The sequence below is a fragment of the Pseudanabaena sp. PCC 9330 genome, from assembly GCF_055795045.1.
This window is the reverse complement of sequence record NZ_JAYFES010000078.1, coordinates 13,545-30,841: the sequence shown is the minus strand read 5'-3', so window position 1 is coordinate 30,841 and position 17,297 is coordinate 13,545. Positions and strand designations below refer to the sequence as shown.

The window sequence follows — 17,297 nt, the reverse complement described above, 5'->3', positions numbered from 1 at the left end:
CTAGTCAACGGCCACGGCCACTTCTTCTACTTCTTCCACATAAACGTCTTCGGGCTCGTCGAGCACTTCACCAGCTTGCTCAGCCGCTTGACGACGCATGGCCTCGCGGTACTTAGCCGCCATCTCTTCAGCTTTGTCGTATACCAGGTCGGGGTTCTTCACCATATCGCCAGGCTCCGGTTCAAGCTGCTTGGTCGAGAGCGAGATTCGCCCACGCTCAGCATCAAGGTCAATGATCATGACCTTGATCTCGTCGTTGACATTGAGCACGCTGTGAGGAGTGTCGATGTGGTCGTGGGAGATCTCAGAAATGTGCAGCAGACCGCTGACACCGCCGATATCAATAAAGGCACCGTAGGGCTTAAGGCCACGCACGGCACCCAGCACTACTTCACCCACTTGCAGACCATTCATCTTGCGCTCAACCAGAGCGCGGCGATGGCTGAGCACAAGACGGTTGCGCTCTTCATCCACCTCTAGAAACTTCAGGGGTAGATCCTCGCCCACCAGATCTTCCTTAGGTTTACGGGTGCTGATGTGAGAACCAGGGATAAAGCCCCGCAGCCCCTCAATACGCACTAGAGCACCACCCCGGTTGGTGGCAAACACGCCAGAACGCACGGTGGCGTCTTCTTGCTGAAGCTGACGCACCCGCTCCCAAGCGCGCATGTACTCAATACGGCGGATAGAAAGGGTGAGCTGACCATCTTCATTTTCGTCGGTGAGAATGAAGAACTCGCGGGTTTCATTGGATCGCAGCACCTCTTCGGGATGGTCGACGCGATTGATCGACATCTCCTGAATCGGCAAATAGGCGGCAGTTTTAGCACCAATATCAATCAGGGCACCCCTGGGTTCAAGACTAAACACAGTGCCAGAAACGGTATCGCCTGGGTTGAAGTGATAGTCGTACTGGTCTAATAGCGCAGCAAAGTCTTCGTGTGTAAACCCGATGTCAGCTTCCTTTACGTCCTGATTGAGCATGCTAGTGTTGTCCTATTATTTCTCCGTAATACTGCGGTTTCCGTGTAGACGTACAAAACAATCAACTCAGATATGTGACAGCCCACCTCCACGCAGCAGCGTGCTGGCATAGACAGCCCGATAAACCCACAGGATTAAAATTATAGCCGAAGAGGCGGTGTAGTTGATCGTCAGAGAATGGGATTGCTCACAGACGGCGGCGGAATCGGCCATAGCCTTTGTACTTTGGGGATTAAGCCGACACGATATAGCTAGAAGATTGCCCATTTTCAGCGAGGCCGGTAATACCAGCGCTAGCGTTACCGGCCTCCTCGCCCCTGGTGCCCTCTTGGTCATGCTGTAACTGGCTCAGGGTTTCAGCAAAGTCGCGAATGCCCTGAAACTGGCGATACACAGAGGCAAACCGGACAAAGGCCACTTCATTTATAGCCTGGAGCTTGGCCAACACCATCTCGCCAATCTCGGCACTGGTCACTTCCCGGGTAGCCCGCTGCTGAAGTTCGGCCTCAATATCGTCAACGATAGATTCCATCGCCAGGGACGACACCGGGGTTTTTTCACAGGCGCGCACGATCCCGCGCAGCACCTTCGAACGCTCAAACAGTTCGCGATCTTCGCTGCGCTTGATCACGGTAACGGGCACATACTCAATGCGCTCGTAGGTGGTAAACCGCCGCTCGCAGCGCAGACATTCTCGCCGCCGCCGAATGCTGCGCCCCGCCTCCGCCGATCGCGACTCGAGGACTCGATTATTGAGATGCTGACAAAACGGGCAATGCATTAGATACACTCCCACAGGGAGGATAGTAATCGTCGCTTCAACCAGAGTCGATAGCGTAAAAAAATAAAAGCAAGCTCTCCCAAGGGGAAAACTTGCATCTATATTAATTAAATTGTTGGAAAAGAATCGAAATAGCTCTAAAGTCGCACCCATGACAGCCCAACTTATAGACCAGGTGCCATGGGTAGACCTAGGCAGCGACTCTAATCTTTGGTAATGCGAGGGGGCTCACGAAAGGCGATCGCAAAGAACAGGGTGCCAATGATACAGGCAAAAATGAAGATGTAAGCAACAGCTTCCATGATGAAAAGGGCTCCTACTCAACTGATTTACTTCTAGCTTACAGAGATTAGAGGAAAAGCGCCCGACGATTGAGCCATGGGCCTCAGGCGGCAGACGCTTTAGCTCAAAGGAGACTATACGGTTGTTTCTTCCTTGCGGGTGGAGGTGTCACCCACCTTCTGGAAGAAGCCCCACTCCACCTGCTCGGGAGACAGGTCAGGGTCAACCCCGGCAAACACATCGCGGAACAGAGTACGAGACCCGTGCCAGATGTGGCCAAAGAAGAACAGCAGCGCAAATACGGCGTGACCGTAGGTAAACCAACCACGGGTGCTGGTGCGGAACACCCCGTCAGAGCCAAGGGTCTCGCGATCAAATTCAAAGGGCTCGCCCAGCTGAGCTTTGCGCGCATAGCGCTTAACTAGGGCTGGGTCAGTGATAGTCTGCCCAGCTAGCTCACCACCGTAGAAAGTAGCGGTGACCCCGGTCTGCTCAAAGCTGTACTTCGACTCAGCCCGACGGAAGGGAATGTCAGCACGGACTATGCCATCTTTGTCAACCAGCACTACGGGGAAGGTCTCAAAGAAGTTGGGCAGGCGTCGCACAAAGAGCTCACGACCTTCCTTATCTTCAAACACGGGGTGACCCAGCCAACCCTCAGCGATACCATCGCCCTGAACCATCGGGCCAACCCGGAACAAACCACCCTTAGCAGGGCTGTTGCCGACATAGTCGTAAAAAGCCAGCTTCTCGGGGATGCCAGCGTAGGCTTCCGCTAGGGTGTAGCCAGCGTTAGTATCCGCCGTCACGCGACGCTGAATTTCTTGCTTGAAGTAGTCGCCATCCCACTGATAGCGGGTGGGTCCAAACAGCTCGATGGGGGTGGCGGCACTGCCGTACCACATGGTGCCTGCCACCACAAAGGCTGCAAAGAACACTGCCGCAATGCTGCTGGAGAGCACGGTTTCAATGTTACCCATCCGCAACGCCTTGTAGAGTCGCTGGGGTGGGCGCACCGTCAAGTGGAACAGGCCGGCAATAATGCCCACAATGCCAGCGGCGATGTGGTGAGCCACAATGCCACCGGGGTTGAAGGGATTAAAGCCAGCGGCTCCCCACTCAGGGGCAACCCCCTGCACGTGGCCCGTGAGACCATAGGGGTCAGACACCCACATGCCTGGCCCCCAGAGACCAGTTAGGTGAAAGGCACCAAAGCCAAAGCAGAGTAGACCCGAGAGAAACAGGTGAATCCCAAACATCTTGGGCAGATCGAGGGCTGGCTCGCCAGTGCGGGGGTCGCGAAACAGGTCGAGATCCCAAAACACCCAGTGCCAGCAGGCGGCTAAAAACAGCAGGCCCGACAGCACGATGTGGGCAGCGGCTACGCCCTCAAAAGACCAAAAGCCAGGGTTGGAAGCGGCACCAGTGACGCTCCAGCCACCCCAGGAATCGGTGACCCCCAATCGCGCCATAAACGGCAGCACAAACATGCCCTGCCGCCACATGGGGTTGAGGACAGGATCGCTAGGATCAAAGGTGGACAGTTCAAACAGGGCCATTGAGCCGGCCCAGCCAGCTACTAGAGCCGTATGCATAAGGTGTACAGAAATCAGTCGCCCGGGATCGTTAACGACGACCGTGTGTACCCGGTACCAGGGTAGTCCCATTGACTACGCTCCTCCTCTAGGTAAAACAGTAATGTTTTGTGGACTTGTCTCAAGCATGCCAGATACTGATAAGCCTACCAGATCGGGCTCTCAGAATTGCTCGGCTGACCCCGTCATCCCCGCATTGCCCTGGCGGATTACACCAAGCATCGGATGGCGGATCATCTGGTACAGATGAAATGTAACAATGCAATTGCTTAACGAAGTGTAACTACTTGCAATTGCCCTCGCAACCGGCTGCGGCCATGGCTAGCGGCGATCGCCTGGGGTTAAGGTAGACAGGCATCTCAGCTCAGCGGCTAAAGGCTTGATCTAACCGTCGTTTAACGATGCAGAACGCAAAGGAGAATTTTCTGATGGCCAATGTTAAGTTTGTTAACGAAGGCACCGAGATCGTCGTTGCCGACGGGGCTAATCTGCGCTTCAAAGCCCTGGAAAACCGCATTGACATCTATACCTTTAGCGGCAAGCTCATGAACTGCGGCGGCTACGGCCAGTGCGGCACCTGCGTGGTCGACATCGCTGCCGGCGGCGAAAATCTTTCCCCCCGCACCCAGGTGGAGGAGCGCAAGCTGAAAAAGTGGCAGGCCACCTGCCGCCTAGCCTGCCAGGCAACGGTGCATGGCCCCGTTTCGGTGATCACTAAGCCCAGTCGCCAGCCCAAGGCGGCGTCCCAGAGCTGACAAACGCTGAGCCTTCGACGCCTAGGAGGGGAGCTAGCGCTGGAATTGGCTGGGCCAAAGCGACACTTTACTCGGCGAAGTTTTCTCGTTGAGTTGAGTGATGGATCAAGTCCAGATTCGGAATCCGTCGTTTCTAACGGGTAGAACTCCACTTCTGGACTTGGATTTGGTTTATTCTAAGAGGACTAGTTTGCTGGGCAAGGTTGGGTGTTGGGCCGGGTGGCCTGTGCTCGGCTTGCTTCAGGGCAAGTACTAGCTTTAGAGACTAAGTGCAACGTTGTTGGGTTGAGAGTAGAGGCAGACACTGATGGAAGTTAATAAGCTTGGTTTTGTCGCCAGCATCTTGTTCGTTTTGGTGCCTACGGTTTTTCTGCTGATTCTGTATATCCAAACCTCTAGCAAGCAGACTGGATCTTAGCCTTGGGCTGGGGTTCTTAGCGTTTTGCCTGAGCTGATGGTAGCAAGTTAAGAAAATAGATTTTTTAGGTGTATTTTGAGAGCGCTGGGGTAACCGGCGCTTTTTTATTGGCGCTTCTTTAGATGACTTACTGTTTGGGCATTTTGGTCAAGGAGGGGTTGGTACTGGCTGCCGACTCTCGCACCAACGCTGGGGTGGACTACATTTCGTCGTACCGCAAGCTGTTTGATTTTTCTAAGCCTGGCGAGCGCGTCATTGTGCTGTGTACTTCTGGCAATCTGTCGATTACCCAGGCGGTGGTGCACCAGCTCAGCCAGGATATTAAACGCGATTCGCAGGATCCGTCCGGGAATCGCCCTGCCAGTCTGCACAGCCTGCCCACCATGTACGATATAGCCCGCTACCTGGGTGAGCAAATTCGTGCTCTGCAAGCAGCCGATCGCCCCTGGCTAGAAAAAGACAAGATTGACTTTCAGTGCAGCTTTTTGCTGGGGGGGCAGGTGCAGGGTGAGGCACCGGAGTTGTTTTTGGTTTACAGCCAGGGCAACTGCATCCAGGCCACCCCGGAAACCCCGTTTTTGCAGATTGGCGAAACCAAGTACGGCAAGCCTATCTTGGATCGAACCCTGGGCTTTGAGGTGCCCCTCGACGCCGTGGCCAAATGCGCGCTGCTGTCGATTGACTCGACCATGCGGTCAAACCTGTCGGTGGGGCCGCCTATCCATATGATGATGTACCGCACTAACAGCTTTGAGGTGCGCCATCGAGCTCAGTTTCAAGCGGGGGATCCCTACCTGCTGACAATGCGTAAACACTGGGAGGTGTCCCTGCGCGAAGCCTCGACCACCATGCCCGACATCAGCTGGAACCAAGATGGCCCGATCTCGCCCCTAGGTATTGCCGATCTTGGCGAGGGCTAGAGCGATCGCCCCTCGTTCCCCTAGAGATGCTCCGGCTCTGGAGGCACCCCGTAGGGGCCAATTAAACTGACGGCAGGGGTAGCAGGGGCGGGAACAAATTAACCATGGCGACGCTGCCGAATCTGAGTAATGAAGAACTCTTCAAGGGTTGGGCGGGTCTGTTGCAGGGTGACTAGGTGCCCACCTGCCGCCGGAATTTGTTTGGCAAATTCGTAGGGATCGCCTTTGACATGGCCATGCCAGAGGTCGCCCTGCACGGTCATCTGGTCGAGCCAGGGCTCTAGCTCGGCGGTGCGGCCACCCCGTCCTTTGACAAAGTATTGGTCGGCGGTGCCTAGCAGCTGTTCTAGGGTGCCCACAGCAATCAGCTCTCCTTGGTCGAGAATGGCAATGCGATCGCAGATGACCTCCACATCCGACAAAATGTGGCTGTTAAAGAAAATGGTTTTGCCCTCACGCTTCAGAGCCAGAATGATCTCCCGCACCTGAAACCGCCCGGTGGGGTCAAGCCCCGACATCGGTTCGTCGAGAAACACCACGTCGGGGTCATTGATCAGCGCTTGGGCCATGCCCACCCGCTGCAACATGCCCTTAGAGTATTGGCGCAGCTGCTTTTTCTTAGCCACATCCTGGGATAGGCCGACAAGGTCAAGCAGTTCCCCAATGCGCCGCTGCTGGGCTGCCCGCGACAGGCCAAACAGCCCAGCGGTATACTGTAAAAACTCCCACCCAGTCAAAAAGTCGTAGAAGTAGGCATTTTCAGGTAGATAGCCAATCCGCTGCTTGATGGCGCTATCGCCCAGGGGATGCCCCAACAGGGTGGCCGTTCCCCCCGTTGGGCGAATGATGCCCAGCAAGATTTTGAGGAGGGTGGTTTTGCCCGCTCCATTGGGGCCAAGCAGGCCAAAGGTTTCTCCCTGAAAGACGTTGAGTGAGCAATTTTTCAGGGAGGTGACCCGCTGATTGAGCCAAAACCCGGTGCGGTAGGCCTTGCCTAACTCCTGGGTCTGCACCACCGCAGGGCGATTTTCTGCAGGTTGGTTGTTGAGCTGGGTAGACTCAGTCGGTAACAATGGGGCGCTCATAGAAACCGTGCTTAGAGCAAATAGACGACAATCACTAAACCTCATCCAAGTTCAGACGTGCAATGCTACCTGGGGAAAAGCCACCGATCTCGATCTGGACTGGGTATAGCAAGACTAAGCTTTTAGAGTACCCTCCTAAAACCTTTCCCTTGCCATAGGTCAATTTAGCTCCATTTGTGCCAGGGTTAGATTGTGCTTAGTAATGACTTCCTCTCTTAAATTGATTAACGGCTCTGCCCTATGGATCGCTCAAAACTAGATCGGTTGAAACTGGATCGCTCCAAGATAGTCGCGGTGATCACTGGGGTGTTCTCTCTACTGCTGGCTATTGGTTATCTCGTTCTGGTTCAACTGCTCGATTTTCGGGGTGATATGGTGCCTGCCCCCCTATCTTCTCTGCCCCTACCTACGCTAAGCGAGCCCCTGAGAATAGTTCTAGGATTGCTCGTCTAGGGCGGTTAAGGAGGGGTAGTCAACAATGGTTGACGGTCGGTTAGCCCTCGCTGCAAACGCAGCTCAGCAACGGTTACTGGGTTAAGCCTAGGTAATGCGCTACCTCTGTTGGTATTCTAGAGTGCGCCTAGACAGTCCTTCTTTTTAGAATGGAGAAGTGTCTCTGTCTGTTTCGCTGTCATTGGCTGTGGATATGTTGAACCAAACGCTAAACCAGGAGTTACTACAGCCCTTGACGACGATTGCAACCTTTGTAGAGCTATTGTCTTGGCGGGCTCGGCAGACCCCCGAGGGTATAGCTTATCGATTTTTGGTGGAGGGCACCCCAGAAACTGCCCAGACGATGACCTACAGCGCTCTACAGCAGCAGGCTCAGGCCATTGCCGTGCTTCTGCACGATCTCAACTGCCAAAATCAGCCGGTACTGCTGCTATACCCCGCTGGGCTAGATTATATTGCTGCATTTTTTGGCTGTCTCTATGCTGGTGCGATCGCCGTACCGGCCTATCCACCGCGTCCCAATCGCTCCCTCGATCGCATCCAGGCCATGGTGCAAGATGCCGGGGCCACCGTCGCTCTGACCGACAACGCCACCCTGCAAAAGCTAGAGCGGCGGTTGGCCGAGACGCCCCAGCTGCGATCGCTCTACTGCCTCAGCACCGATGGCCTACACCCCGACCTGGCCCAGCAGTGGCGGCCCCCAGCTATTGATGCCCAGCACCTAGCCCTGTTGCAGTACACCTCGGGCTCTACGGCCCTGCCCAAGGGCGTCATGATCAGCCACGACAACCTGCTGCACAACTCTGAACTCATTGGCCGCTGCTTTGGCAACACCGCCGCCAGTCGGGGGGTCTCTTGGCTGCCGCCTTACCACGATATGGGTCTGGTAGGAGGCATTTTGCAGCCTCTGTACGTTGGGGCTGAGATGACCCTCATGGCTCCAGTCTCGTTTCTCCAGCGTCCGGTGCGCTGGCTAGAGGCAATTTCACACTATCGGGCGACCACCAGCGGCGGCCCTAACTTTGCCTACGATCTGTGCGTGCGCAAAACTACCCCCGAGCAGCGGCGGGGTCTTGACCTCAGCCATTGGCAGCTGGCCTTTAGTGGAGCAGAGCCAGTGCAGCAGGCCACCCTGGCCCAGTTTGCCGCCGCCTTTGCTGCCAGCGGCTTTCGGCCCCAGGCCTTTTACCCCTGCTACGGCATGGCCGAAACCACCTTGCTGGTAACGGGGGAGGCGGTACAGACTGAGCCCAAACAGCTGATTCTAAAGGCCGCTGACCTGCAACAGAACCACGTCACCCTGGCCGACGACAGTCATGACGACACAGCCCGCCCGGTCGTAAGCTGTGGCCCACCGGCTATTCCCCACCAGCTGTGCATTGTGAATCCCGATAGCCATCGCCAGTGCCCCCCCAACACCATTGGCGAAATCTGGGTGCGCTGGTCGCGCAGCATTGCCCAGGGCTACTGGCGGCGAGAGGCCGCCACCTTAGAGGCCTTTCACGCCACTCTGGCCGATGGGGCTGAGGAGCCATTTTTGCGCACGGGCGACCTGGGGTTTCTTTACGGCGATGACTTGTACGTCACGGGTCGCCTCAAAGATCTAATTATCATTCGAGGCCGCAACCACTATCCCCAGGATATTGAAGCCACTGCAGAGCAAGCCCATCGAGCCCTGCGCCAGGGTGGCGGAGCGGCTTTTTCTGTGCTGTGGGATGACACCGAGCACCTGGTGATCGTCCATGAGCTGGAGCGCAGTGCCCTGCGCACCGCTGACCCCGAAGCCATTTTTGCTGCCCTGCGCCGCCGGGTGGCCGAAGACCATGACTTGCAGGTGGGGGCGATCGCCCTGCTCAAGCCCAACGCCCTGCCCAAAACCTCTAGCGGCAAGGTACAGCGCCACCTGTGCCGAGCAATGTTCTTAGACGGGCAGTTTGACGTAGTCTACGGCTGGCCTGCGGCAGAGGCCCGTCAGGCGCTGGCTACAGCAGAGGGCCTACCCGGCGAAGCGTATGACGACGAGGCGATCGCCCCTAGCCCAGATCCTCAGCCTGGGATAGTCAACCCGTCTCCAGTGACTGAACGTCTGACCCGTTTGCCCAGCCTGACCAGCCCTGAAGCGATCGCCGACTGGATGGTGAGTTGGCTAGCTACTGCCCTAAAAGTGCCCAAGCACACCCTCGATGTGCGCCAGCCCTTGGCCGAACATGGGCTCGACTCCCTGGCGGCGGTAGAGCTAGCGGAGGCGTTGGAATCAGCTCTTGGGGTACCTCTATCGCCTACCCTGGCCTACGAATACCCCACCATTGAGGCGCTATCGATCTATTTGGCTTCGGCCCAGAGCAGTGCCACCGTTGCTCCAACCCAGGTCGAGGCGATAGATCGTCGGGAATTAGAACAGATTGTACGAGAATTGGAGCTGTTGTCTGATGCAGAGGTGCGGACCCTGCTGGGCAAACAGCGTTATTAATGGAGCGTGGGAGTCGGCCTGTGGAGGATCTCGCTAGGCGAATTAGCAGCCTTTCCCCAGAGAAACGGCTGCTGTTGGAGCTAGAGTTGCAGCGCAAACAAGGGCTACCTGAACCCATTGCTATTGTGGGGATGGCCTGTCGGCTGCCGGGTGCTGCCAACCTGCAGGCCTACTGGCAGCTGTTGAACGAGGGGCAAGACGCCATTCGCGAGGTGCCCGCCGATCGCTGGGATGTAGAAGCGTTCTATGATGCCGACCCCCAGGCTCCGGGTAAAACCTACTGCCGCTGGGGCGGGTTTCTCGACGGGGTCGACCAGTTTGACCCGGCTTTTTTTGGTATTGCCCCCCGCGAAGCCCCCTATATAGACCCCCAGCAGCGACTGTTTTTAGAGAGCGTTTGGGAGGCCCTAGAGGATGCGGGGATTGTGCCCCAGACCCTGGGAGGGCAGCCGGTGGGAGTGTTTGCCGGAGCCTCGACCCTCGACTACGGCCAGATGCTGCTCCAGGGGCCAGAGGTAGTGGGCACTTACACCGCCACGGGCCTGGCCTCTACCATGGTGGCCAATCGAGTCTCCTACCTGCTCAACCTGCAAGGCCCGAGTTTGACCGTGGATACGGCCTGCTCGTCGTCGCTGGTGGCGGTGCACCTAGCCTGTCAGAGTTTGTGGAATGGTGAGAGCAGCCTGGCCCTGGCCGGGGGCGTCAACCTGATGCTGACCCCCACCGTCACCGTGGGCTTTAGCAAATTGACCGCCCTCTCTCCTGAGGGTCGGTGCAAAGCCTTTGATGCAGCGGCCAATGGCTTTGTGCGCTCTGAGGGGGTGGGCACCGTGGTGCTAAAACGTCTGGGCCAGGCTCTGGCCGATGGCGATCGCATCTATGCCCTAATCCGAGGCAGCGCCACCAACCAGGATGGCCGCACCAACGGCCTCACTGCTCCCAGCCCCGCCGCCCAGGAGGCGGTGGTCAAGGCCGCCTACGAACGGGCGGGTATTGCCCTCAATCAGGTGGACTATATTGAGGCCCACGGCACCGGCACCCTGCTGGGCGACCCGATCGAAGCCAAGGCCCTGGGCAACGTGTTTAGACCCTGGCGCGAGCTCGATCAGCCCGTACGGCTCGGCTCGATAAAAAGCAACATTGGCCACACCGAGGCGGCGGCGGGCATCGCCAGCCTGATCAAGGTGGCTCTCTGTATGCGCCACCGCACCCTGGTGCCCAGTCTGCACTTCCATACCCCCAACCCCTATATTCCCTTTGATCAGCTCCCCCTGCGGGTGCAGCAGCAGCGTGAACCATGGGCTGAGGCTGAGAATATGGCGATCGCGGGGGTCAGTTCTTTTGGCTTTGGCGGCACCAATGCCCACGTGGCCCTCCAGGCCGCCCCCATTTTCACCAGCGATGTGGGGATAGATCGACCTCTGCACCTGTTCTGCCTGTCGGCGCGATCGCAGCCAACCCTGCAAACCTACGCCCAGACCATGGCTACCGCCCTGGGCCAAATGCCCCAGGCCAATCTGGGTGACCTGTGCTATACGGTGAATGCTGGGCGCACCCCCTTCGACCACCGCTTGGCCCTGCTGGCCCCCGACCTGCCTACCCTGGTCACGGCCCTCCAGCAATACAATCCCCCGCTTCCCCCCTCTCCCGCTTCCCCCTCCCCCGGCGTTGTCTTCCTCTTCACCGGTCAAGGCTCCCAGTATGTTGGCATGGGGCGGCAGCTCTATGACACCCAGCCCGTATTCAGAGCCACCATTGACCGCTGCGACGAGCTGCTACAACCCTACCTAGACCGTTCCCTGCCGAGTTTGCTGTTTGGAGAAGACGGCACGGGGAAAGACTCCCCCACCGCTTCTCTGCATCAAACGGGCTACACCCAGCCTGCTCTGTTCGCCCTGGAATATGCCCTGGCCCAGCTGTGGATCTCCTGGGGCATTCGCCCAGCGGCGGTGATGGGCCACAGCGTGGGCGAATACGTGGCCGCCTGCGTGGCCGGTGTGTTTAGCCTCGAAGACGGGCTGCGGCTGATGGCCCTGCGGGGGCGGCTGATGCAGACCCTGCCGGCCAACGGTGGCATGGTGGCGGTGTTTGCCGACGCCGATACGGTGGCGGCAGTGCTGCCCAGTACCGTTTCTCTGGCAACCCTCAATGGCCCAGACAACACCGTTATCGCTGGCCCCCTGGGCGATCTCGATGCCGTTGTTGACGATCTGCACAGCCAGGGCATTCGCACCAAACCGCTACAGGTGTCCCACGCCTTTCATTCGGCATTGATGGATCCAATTCTCAATGTGTTTGAGCAGAGCGCCCAGGGCATTAGCTTCCACGCCCCGACCATACCGCTGGTGTCTAACCTGACCGGGCAGTTCGTCGGCCCCGATCTGCCTGTGGATGCCCGCTACTGGCGACGCCATGCCCGTCAGCCGGTGCAGTTTGCCGAGGCGATCGCCACCCTGCACGAAGCAGGCCACACTCTGTTTTTAGAAGTTGGCCCCCATCCGGTGCTCAGCGCCATGGGCAAGCGCTGCGTGGCCCACAGCTACCACACCTGGCTGCCCTCTCTGCGCCGGGGCCAGTCAGACTGGCAGACCCTGCTCACCAGCCTGGGTCACCTCTACCAGCGAGGGCTAACCATCGACTGGGCCAGTTTTGATCGCCCTTACCCACGTCAGCGGCTGTCGCTGCCTACCTATCCCTTTCAGCGGCAGCGCTACTGGATTGACCTGGCCCTGCCCGATCGCCCGGTGGCGGTGAGCCATGATGCTCCTGCACAAGTGCCCAGTGCGGCCTATGGCATTGTCTGGCAGCCCCTGGCGATTGCCCCCGCTCCGGCAGTGGCGGGCGATCGCTGGTTAATCTGGGGAGCCACCGATGCCCTTTGGAATAGCCTGAGCCAAATCTTGCAAAAGCGTAGAATTGGGGCGATTCGAGTCTCTGGGGGCGATCGCTTTCAGGCGCTTCAGCCCGACCACTACCAGGTATCTCTAGGCCAGGAACGTCCTTTTGCAGCACTTCTGGCGGCTTTGCAGTCGCAGCCCATGACTCACCTGCTCGTGCTAGCCCCCGAGATCAACCATGAGCAGCCAGATGCTCAGGCCATGACCGAGCCGATGCTGCATTGGGTAAAGGAACTTGCCCAGCAGCCCGACCAAGCTCAACCCTGGCCCAAGCTTTGGCTAGTCACCCAGGGGGCTCAATCTGTATCGCCCTCCTATACCGTCACGTCACCCCAGCAGGCGGTGCTGTGGGGCCTGGGCCGTACCCTGCGCCTAGAGCATCCTGAATTTTGGGGTGGCCTGGTAGATGGGCCTGGGCAGACTGATGCGTCAGAATCAACTCTCTGGCTAGACAACCTGGTGACCCTGGTAAGCAATCCCCAGGGCGAAGATGAGTTGGCCCTGCGCCAGGCCCAGACCTGGGTACCCCGACTCTACGCCCTCGATGTTGTCCCCGCATCTAGGGCTAGCACCCAGTCGATTCAAGCAGAAGCTACCTATTTAATTACTGGGGGCACGGGCGCTCTGGGCCAGCAGTTGGCTGGCTGGCTAGTGGAGCAGGGGGCTCGCCACCTGGTACTGACAGGTCGTCGGGGCCCTAGCACTGAGCTAGAGAAAACCCTAGATCCTTTGCGCCAGGCCGGGGCTACAGTGTGGGTCGAGGCGGTGGATGGGGGCGATCGCACCGCCTTGGCCACCCTGCTCGATCGCATTCAGCAGCAGTTGCCGCCGCTGCGGGGGGTGTTCCACGCGGCGGGGGTTTTGGCCGATGGTTTTGTGGCCAACCAGACCCCCGATCAGTTTAATCAGGTAATGCCCGCCAAACTGGAGGGAGCCTGGCACCTGCACCAGCTCACCGAGGGGCTGCCCCTGGACTGGTTTGTGCTGTTTTCGTCGATTACGTCGGTGCTGGGTTCCCCCGGTCAGGGCAACTACGGAGCGGCCAACGCGGGGCTAGACGCTCTAGCTCAGTACCGTCGCCAGCGGGGGCTACCGGCCCTCAGCATTAACTGGGGCCCTTGGCAGGGGGCGGGGATGGCTGCCCACCAAAGTTCTACGGCGCTAGCCCAGCGGGGTATGCCTGCCTTGGCCGCATCAGAGGGTTGGCAATGGCTAGGGCGACTATTGGCGGCGGAAACCCCGGCAGCGGTGGCGATCGCCCATCTAGACTGGCCCCGTCTGCTGCGCTATCTGCCCACCCCTCGCCCCCCGGCGATCATCTCTGCTTTGATTGGCGATGAAACTGTGGCTGTGGCCCAGAAGCATACAGCTACCGTCTCGGCTGCGCAGACTCAGGCGATCGCGCCCCCCCTGGAGCAGACTCTGGAGCAAATCTTGGCCCTGCCCGAGACCGAGCGGGTCGCCACCGTGCAGGCCTACTTGCAGACCCAGGTGGCGACGGTGATGGGGCTGGCCGAGACCGTGCTCGTCGATGCGCCCCTGATGGATCTGGGCATCGACTCGCTGATGACCATGGAGCTGCTGACTCTCTGTAAGCAAGACCTGGATCTGGTGCTGTATCCCCGAGAGGTGCTGGCCCATCCCACCGTGGCGGCGCTGGCGGCCTACATCGCTCGGGAGCTAATCCGGGTGCATCGTCCTGCCCGCGATCGGCATGACGCAGGGCTAGAGGCTACAGACGTGGCGGCAGAGATATCAGAAACGGCAGACACCGAACTGCCCAAGAGCCCCTGGCAGGCTCCGGCTCCTCTGGAGCCTTTACCCCGCCGCAACCCACCCATGGTGTTTTTGCTGTCGGCTCCTCGCTCGGGCTCTACCCTGCTGCGGGTGATGCTGGCGGGCCACCCCGGTCTGTTTTGCCCCCCAGAGCTGCACCTGCTGCCCTTCAACACCCTGGAGGCCCAGGGGGCGGCATTGGGTTACAGCTACCTGCAAGAGGGGCTACAACGGGCGGTGATGGAGCTGTTGCAGGTGCAGGCTGACCAGGCTGCCGCATTGTTGAACAAATGGCGGCAGCACCAAACCACCGTGCCAGCGGTGTACGACAAGCTTCAGCAGATGGCCGGGGGGCGGCTGTTGGTCGACAAATCGCCCACCTACAGCCTCAGCCTCGAAACCCTGGAGCGGGCCGAGCAGATGTTTGAGGGGGCGAAATACATTCACCTGGTGCGCCACCCCTACGCGGTGATCGAGTCCTTTGTGCACAATCGCATGTACAAAATCTTCGACCTAGAACCCGATGACCCCTATCGCCTGGCGGAGCAGGTGTGGCAGGTCTGTAACCAAAACATTCGCACTTTTACTAGCGGCCTGGGGGGCGATCGCCACTACACCCTGCGCTACGAAGACCTGGTGGTCGACCCCGAAACCACCATGCGCCAGCTCTGCGCCTTTTTGGAGCTGCCCTTTGACCCGGCGGTGCTGACCCCCTACGAGGGGCGGCGCATGACCGACGGCATCAGCGCCCAGTCTATGGCGGTGGATGACCCCAACTTTCGCCAGCGCAGCCGTATTGAGGCTAACCTGGCCAAAATTTGGCAGGGCATTCAGCTCCCTCACCGCCTCAGCCCCACCAGCCAGGCTCTGGCGGCAGAGTTTGACTATCCCCTACCCCAGGAGCAGGCTATCTCTCCTGCCCTGCCTGCCCCAGCGCGGGCTGAGCCAGTCTCCTTGCCCCCCAACTACCTCCCCCTAGGGGCTATGCGAGAAGAGGAAATCTTGCTGCGCGATCGCCCCTATTACCTGTGCCATTGGGGGCCAGTGGAGGGGCCACGGGTGCTCTGTCTCCACGGCATTTTAGAGCAGGGTGCCGCCTGGGATGGGGTGGCGACGGCTTTAGCTGACCGGGGTTACCACGTGATCGCCCCCGATCTGCGGGGCCATGGCCGCTCGGCCCATGCTGGCCCCGATGGCGGCTATCAACTGCTCGATTTTCTCGGCGACCTCGACAGTCTGACCGCATCCCTGGGTGGCCCTGTGGTGCTGGTGGGACACTCTATGGGGGCTGTGCTGGGGGCGATTGTGGCCAGTCTGCGACCCGAGCGGGTGCAGCAGCTGGTGCTAGTAGAGCCCGTGGTGCCTGCCCCCGGCCCCTCCCTAGAACCTGCCCCCCAGCTCGTGGCCCATCTCGATGCCCTGACTCATTCTCCCCCGCCGACCGTGATGGCGTCGGTGGCAGTGGCGGCCCAGCGGCTGCTGGCCTTAAAACCCTACCTGTCGCCGCCCATGGCCGAGGCTCTGGCCCAGCGGCTAACCCAGGCGGTGGCGGGGGGCGTAGTGTGGCGGGGTGATCCGCGCTTGCAGACTCGCACGACCCTGAGCCTGAGCGGCGGTCTGCTCGATCGCGCGGGCTACGGCCAAATTCTCAAGGGCATTCAGCGACCCACTACGGTAGTATTTGGCGATCGCAGCCAGTTCAACCGGCCTGAAGATCTGGCCTTTTTGCAGGCGAGCTTGCCCCAGGCTAACCCGGTGACCCTGGCTGGGGGGCATGACCTGCCCCTCGAAACCCCTGGGGGCCTCGCCCAGGTGATTCACGCTGCCCTGACTTCCGAGGGCCAAGTCTCAACTACCCCATCGGAGCCTCGCCAATGACCCTGACCCGACAGCTTGCAATTTTGTGGGAGATTCCTCTGGGGCTATTGTCCTTTGGCTTTTCGCGGCTGGTACGGGGCACCCTGACGCTGATCAGCCGCTACTACAACCCCACCGACACCAAGACTGAGGCCGACTGGCAGGTGGTGTCGGCAGATTTTCTCAAATCGCCCCTCAAGCTGCTGTGGACCATGAGCCGCGCCCGGTGGAACCTGCACTCGCTGATTGCGATCGCAGGCCCCTTTACCGTGCAGTCTGAGATCACGCTGGATGTGCGATCGCTCTGGCAGTCGGCCCCCACCTGGACGGCGGTGGTCTACACCCTCAAGGGCTACAAGACCCTGACCAGCATCAGCTCTCTCACGGTGCCCCCCGACCAAGACACCGCCACCATCGACCTGCCCCCAGGGCGCTACCTGGTGGGGCTGCGCCACTACGATTGGCGCGACCCGGTGCAGCTACCGGCGATCGCCGTCGATGGCACCCCAGCCCTGGCCTCAGAGGTGCGATCGGCCCCGCCCGACTTTAACCAGTTCTATCGCGGGCTGGCCCCCCGTCGAGGCCTACTGTTTAGCGCCCTAAATTTCTACGTCTACCCCCTGCTGCGGTGGATGCAGTGGTTGCCGCGATCGATAGTCAAACCAATCTTTCTTCCCGTTCCCAACCCAGAAACCCACTTTTTCTACGGTGCGCTCGATCGGGGAGAACAGCTCACCATCGACCTGCCCCCGGCCCTGCGAGACACCCACAGCCTCTATTTCAGTCTCTACAGTCGCGACTGCTTTCCGATGGATTGGTATCCCCTCACCACTGACAACCACACCACTAAGCCCCTGCCCGAGCAGGGCGTCTACATTCTGCGGGTGCATCCCAAAACTCCAGCAGCCATGGCCCTGCCCAAACCGGCCATTCGGTTTTCAACACCATAAAATATAGAACCCTAGTGCCGCACCAACGCTAAGAATTGCTATGGGTGATTGCTGCAAGGCCTGGTTTAGGTGGC

12 protein-coding genes are annotated in these 17,297 nt (G+C 59.2%); 7 read left to right on the top strand and 5 right to left on the bottom strand.

The genetic code is table 11. The features are described 5' to 3' along the window. The 4 genes from AC0QKW_RS06420 to psbB all read right to left on the bottom strand — a co-directional run bounded on the left by AC0QKW_RS06420 (position 1) and on the right by psbB (position 3,714). The gene (locus AC0QKW_RS06420; RefSeq protein WP_473150234.1) at positions 1-984 is read right to left on the bottom strand and encodes a 30S ribosomal protein S1; all 984 of its coding nucleotides are present in this window, start codon (positions 982-984) and stop codon (positions 1-3) included. 232 nt (positions 985-1,216) lie between these two features. Beyond that, complete coding sequence (gene nrdR / locus AC0QKW_RS06415; protein WP_473150233.1) at positions 1,217-1,765, bottom strand: transcriptional regulator NrdR; 549 nt, start codon at positions 1,763-1,765, stop codon at positions 1,217-1,219. 203 nt (positions 1,766-1,968) lie between these two features. Next, entirely contained in the window at positions 1,969-2,067 is a 99-nt protein-coding gene (locus AC0QKW_RS06410) for a photosystem II reaction center protein T (RefSeq protein ID WP_198805386.1), read from the bottom strand. Positions 2,068-2,181: 114 nt separating this feature from the next. Continuing rightward, positions 2,182-3,714, bottom strand: a complete 1,533-nt coding sequence (psbB, locus tag AC0QKW_RS06405) for a photosystem II chlorophyll-binding protein CP47 (RefSeq protein WP_473150232.1) — start codon at positions 3,712-3,714, stop codon at positions 2,182-2,184. A gap of 356 nt (positions 3,715-4,070) precedes the next feature. Here psbB and AC0QKW_RS06400 point away from each other — a divergent pair, with 356 nt between their 5' ends. The 3 genes from AC0QKW_RS06400 to AC0QKW_RS06390 all read left to right on the top strand — a co-directional run bounded on the left by AC0QKW_RS06400 (position 4,071) and on the right by AC0QKW_RS06390 (position 5,735). Further along, positions 4,071-4,397: a 2Fe-2S iron-sulfur cluster-binding protein gene (locus AC0QKW_RS06400; RefSeq protein ID WP_473150231.1), complete on the top strand. Its 327-nt coding sequence runs from the start codon at positions 4,071-4,073 to the stop codon at positions 4,395-4,397. Positions 4,398-4,704: 307 nt separating this feature from the next. Continuing rightward, positions 4,705-4,815 (top strand): photosystem II reaction center protein PsbM, encoded by a 111-nt coding sequence (gene psbM / locus AC0QKW_RS06395; RefSeq protein ID WP_017300174.1) that lies wholly within the window; start codon positions 4,705-4,707, stop codon positions 4,813-4,815. 122 nt (positions 4,816-4,937) lie between these two features. Beyond that, on the top strand, positions 4,938-5,735 hold the full coding sequence (locus AC0QKW_RS06390) for a proteasome-type protease (RefSeq protein ID WP_473150230.1): 798 nt from the start codon (positions 4,938-4,940) through the stop codon (positions 5,733-5,735). Between the two features lie 98 nt (positions 5,736-5,833). Here AC0QKW_RS06390 and AC0QKW_RS06385 read toward each other — a convergent pair whose 3' ends face one another. Continuing rightward, positions 5,834-6,820, bottom strand: a complete 987-nt coding sequence (locus AC0QKW_RS06385) for an ABC transporter ATP-binding protein (RefSeq protein ID WP_473150229.1) — start codon at positions 6,818-6,820, stop codon at positions 5,834-5,836. Between the two features lie 270 nt (positions 6,821-7,090). Between AC0QKW_RS06385 and AC0QKW_RS06380 the strand changes: the two genes are divergently transcribed. The 4 genes from AC0QKW_RS06380 to AC0QKW_RS06365 all read left to right on the top strand — a co-directional run bounded on the left by AC0QKW_RS06380 (position 7,091) and on the right by AC0QKW_RS06365 (position 17,223). Further along, the gene (locus AC0QKW_RS06380; RefSeq protein WP_473150294.1) at positions 7,091-7,273 is read left to right on the top strand and encodes a hypothetical protein; all 183 of its coding nucleotides are present in this window, start codon (positions 7,091-7,093) and stop codon (positions 7,271-7,273) included. Between the two features lie 232 nt (positions 7,274-7,505). Then, positions 7,506-9,743 carry an AMP-binding protein gene (locus AC0QKW_RS06375; protein WP_473150228.1) on the top strand — a complete coding sequence of 746 codons (2,238 nt, stop codon included), beginning with the start codon at positions 7,506-7,508 and terminating at the stop codon, positions 9,741-9,743. Positions 9,744-9,763: 20 nt separating this feature from the next. Continuing rightward, positions 9,764-16,294, top strand: coding sequence for an alpha/beta fold hydrolase (locus tag AC0QKW_RS06370; protein WP_473150227.1), 6,531 nt, complete (start codon positions 9,764-9,766; stop codon positions 16,292-16,294). Continuing rightward, a complete protein-coding gene (locus tag AC0QKW_RS06365; protein WP_473150226.1) occupies positions 16,291-17,223 on the top strand; it encodes a DUF6208 family protein in 933 nt (310 codons plus the stop codon). Before AC0QKW_RS06370 ends, AC0QKW_RS06365 begins: the two co-directional genes overlap by 4 nt. The last annotated feature ends 74 nt before the right edge of the window (positions 17,224-17,297 follow it).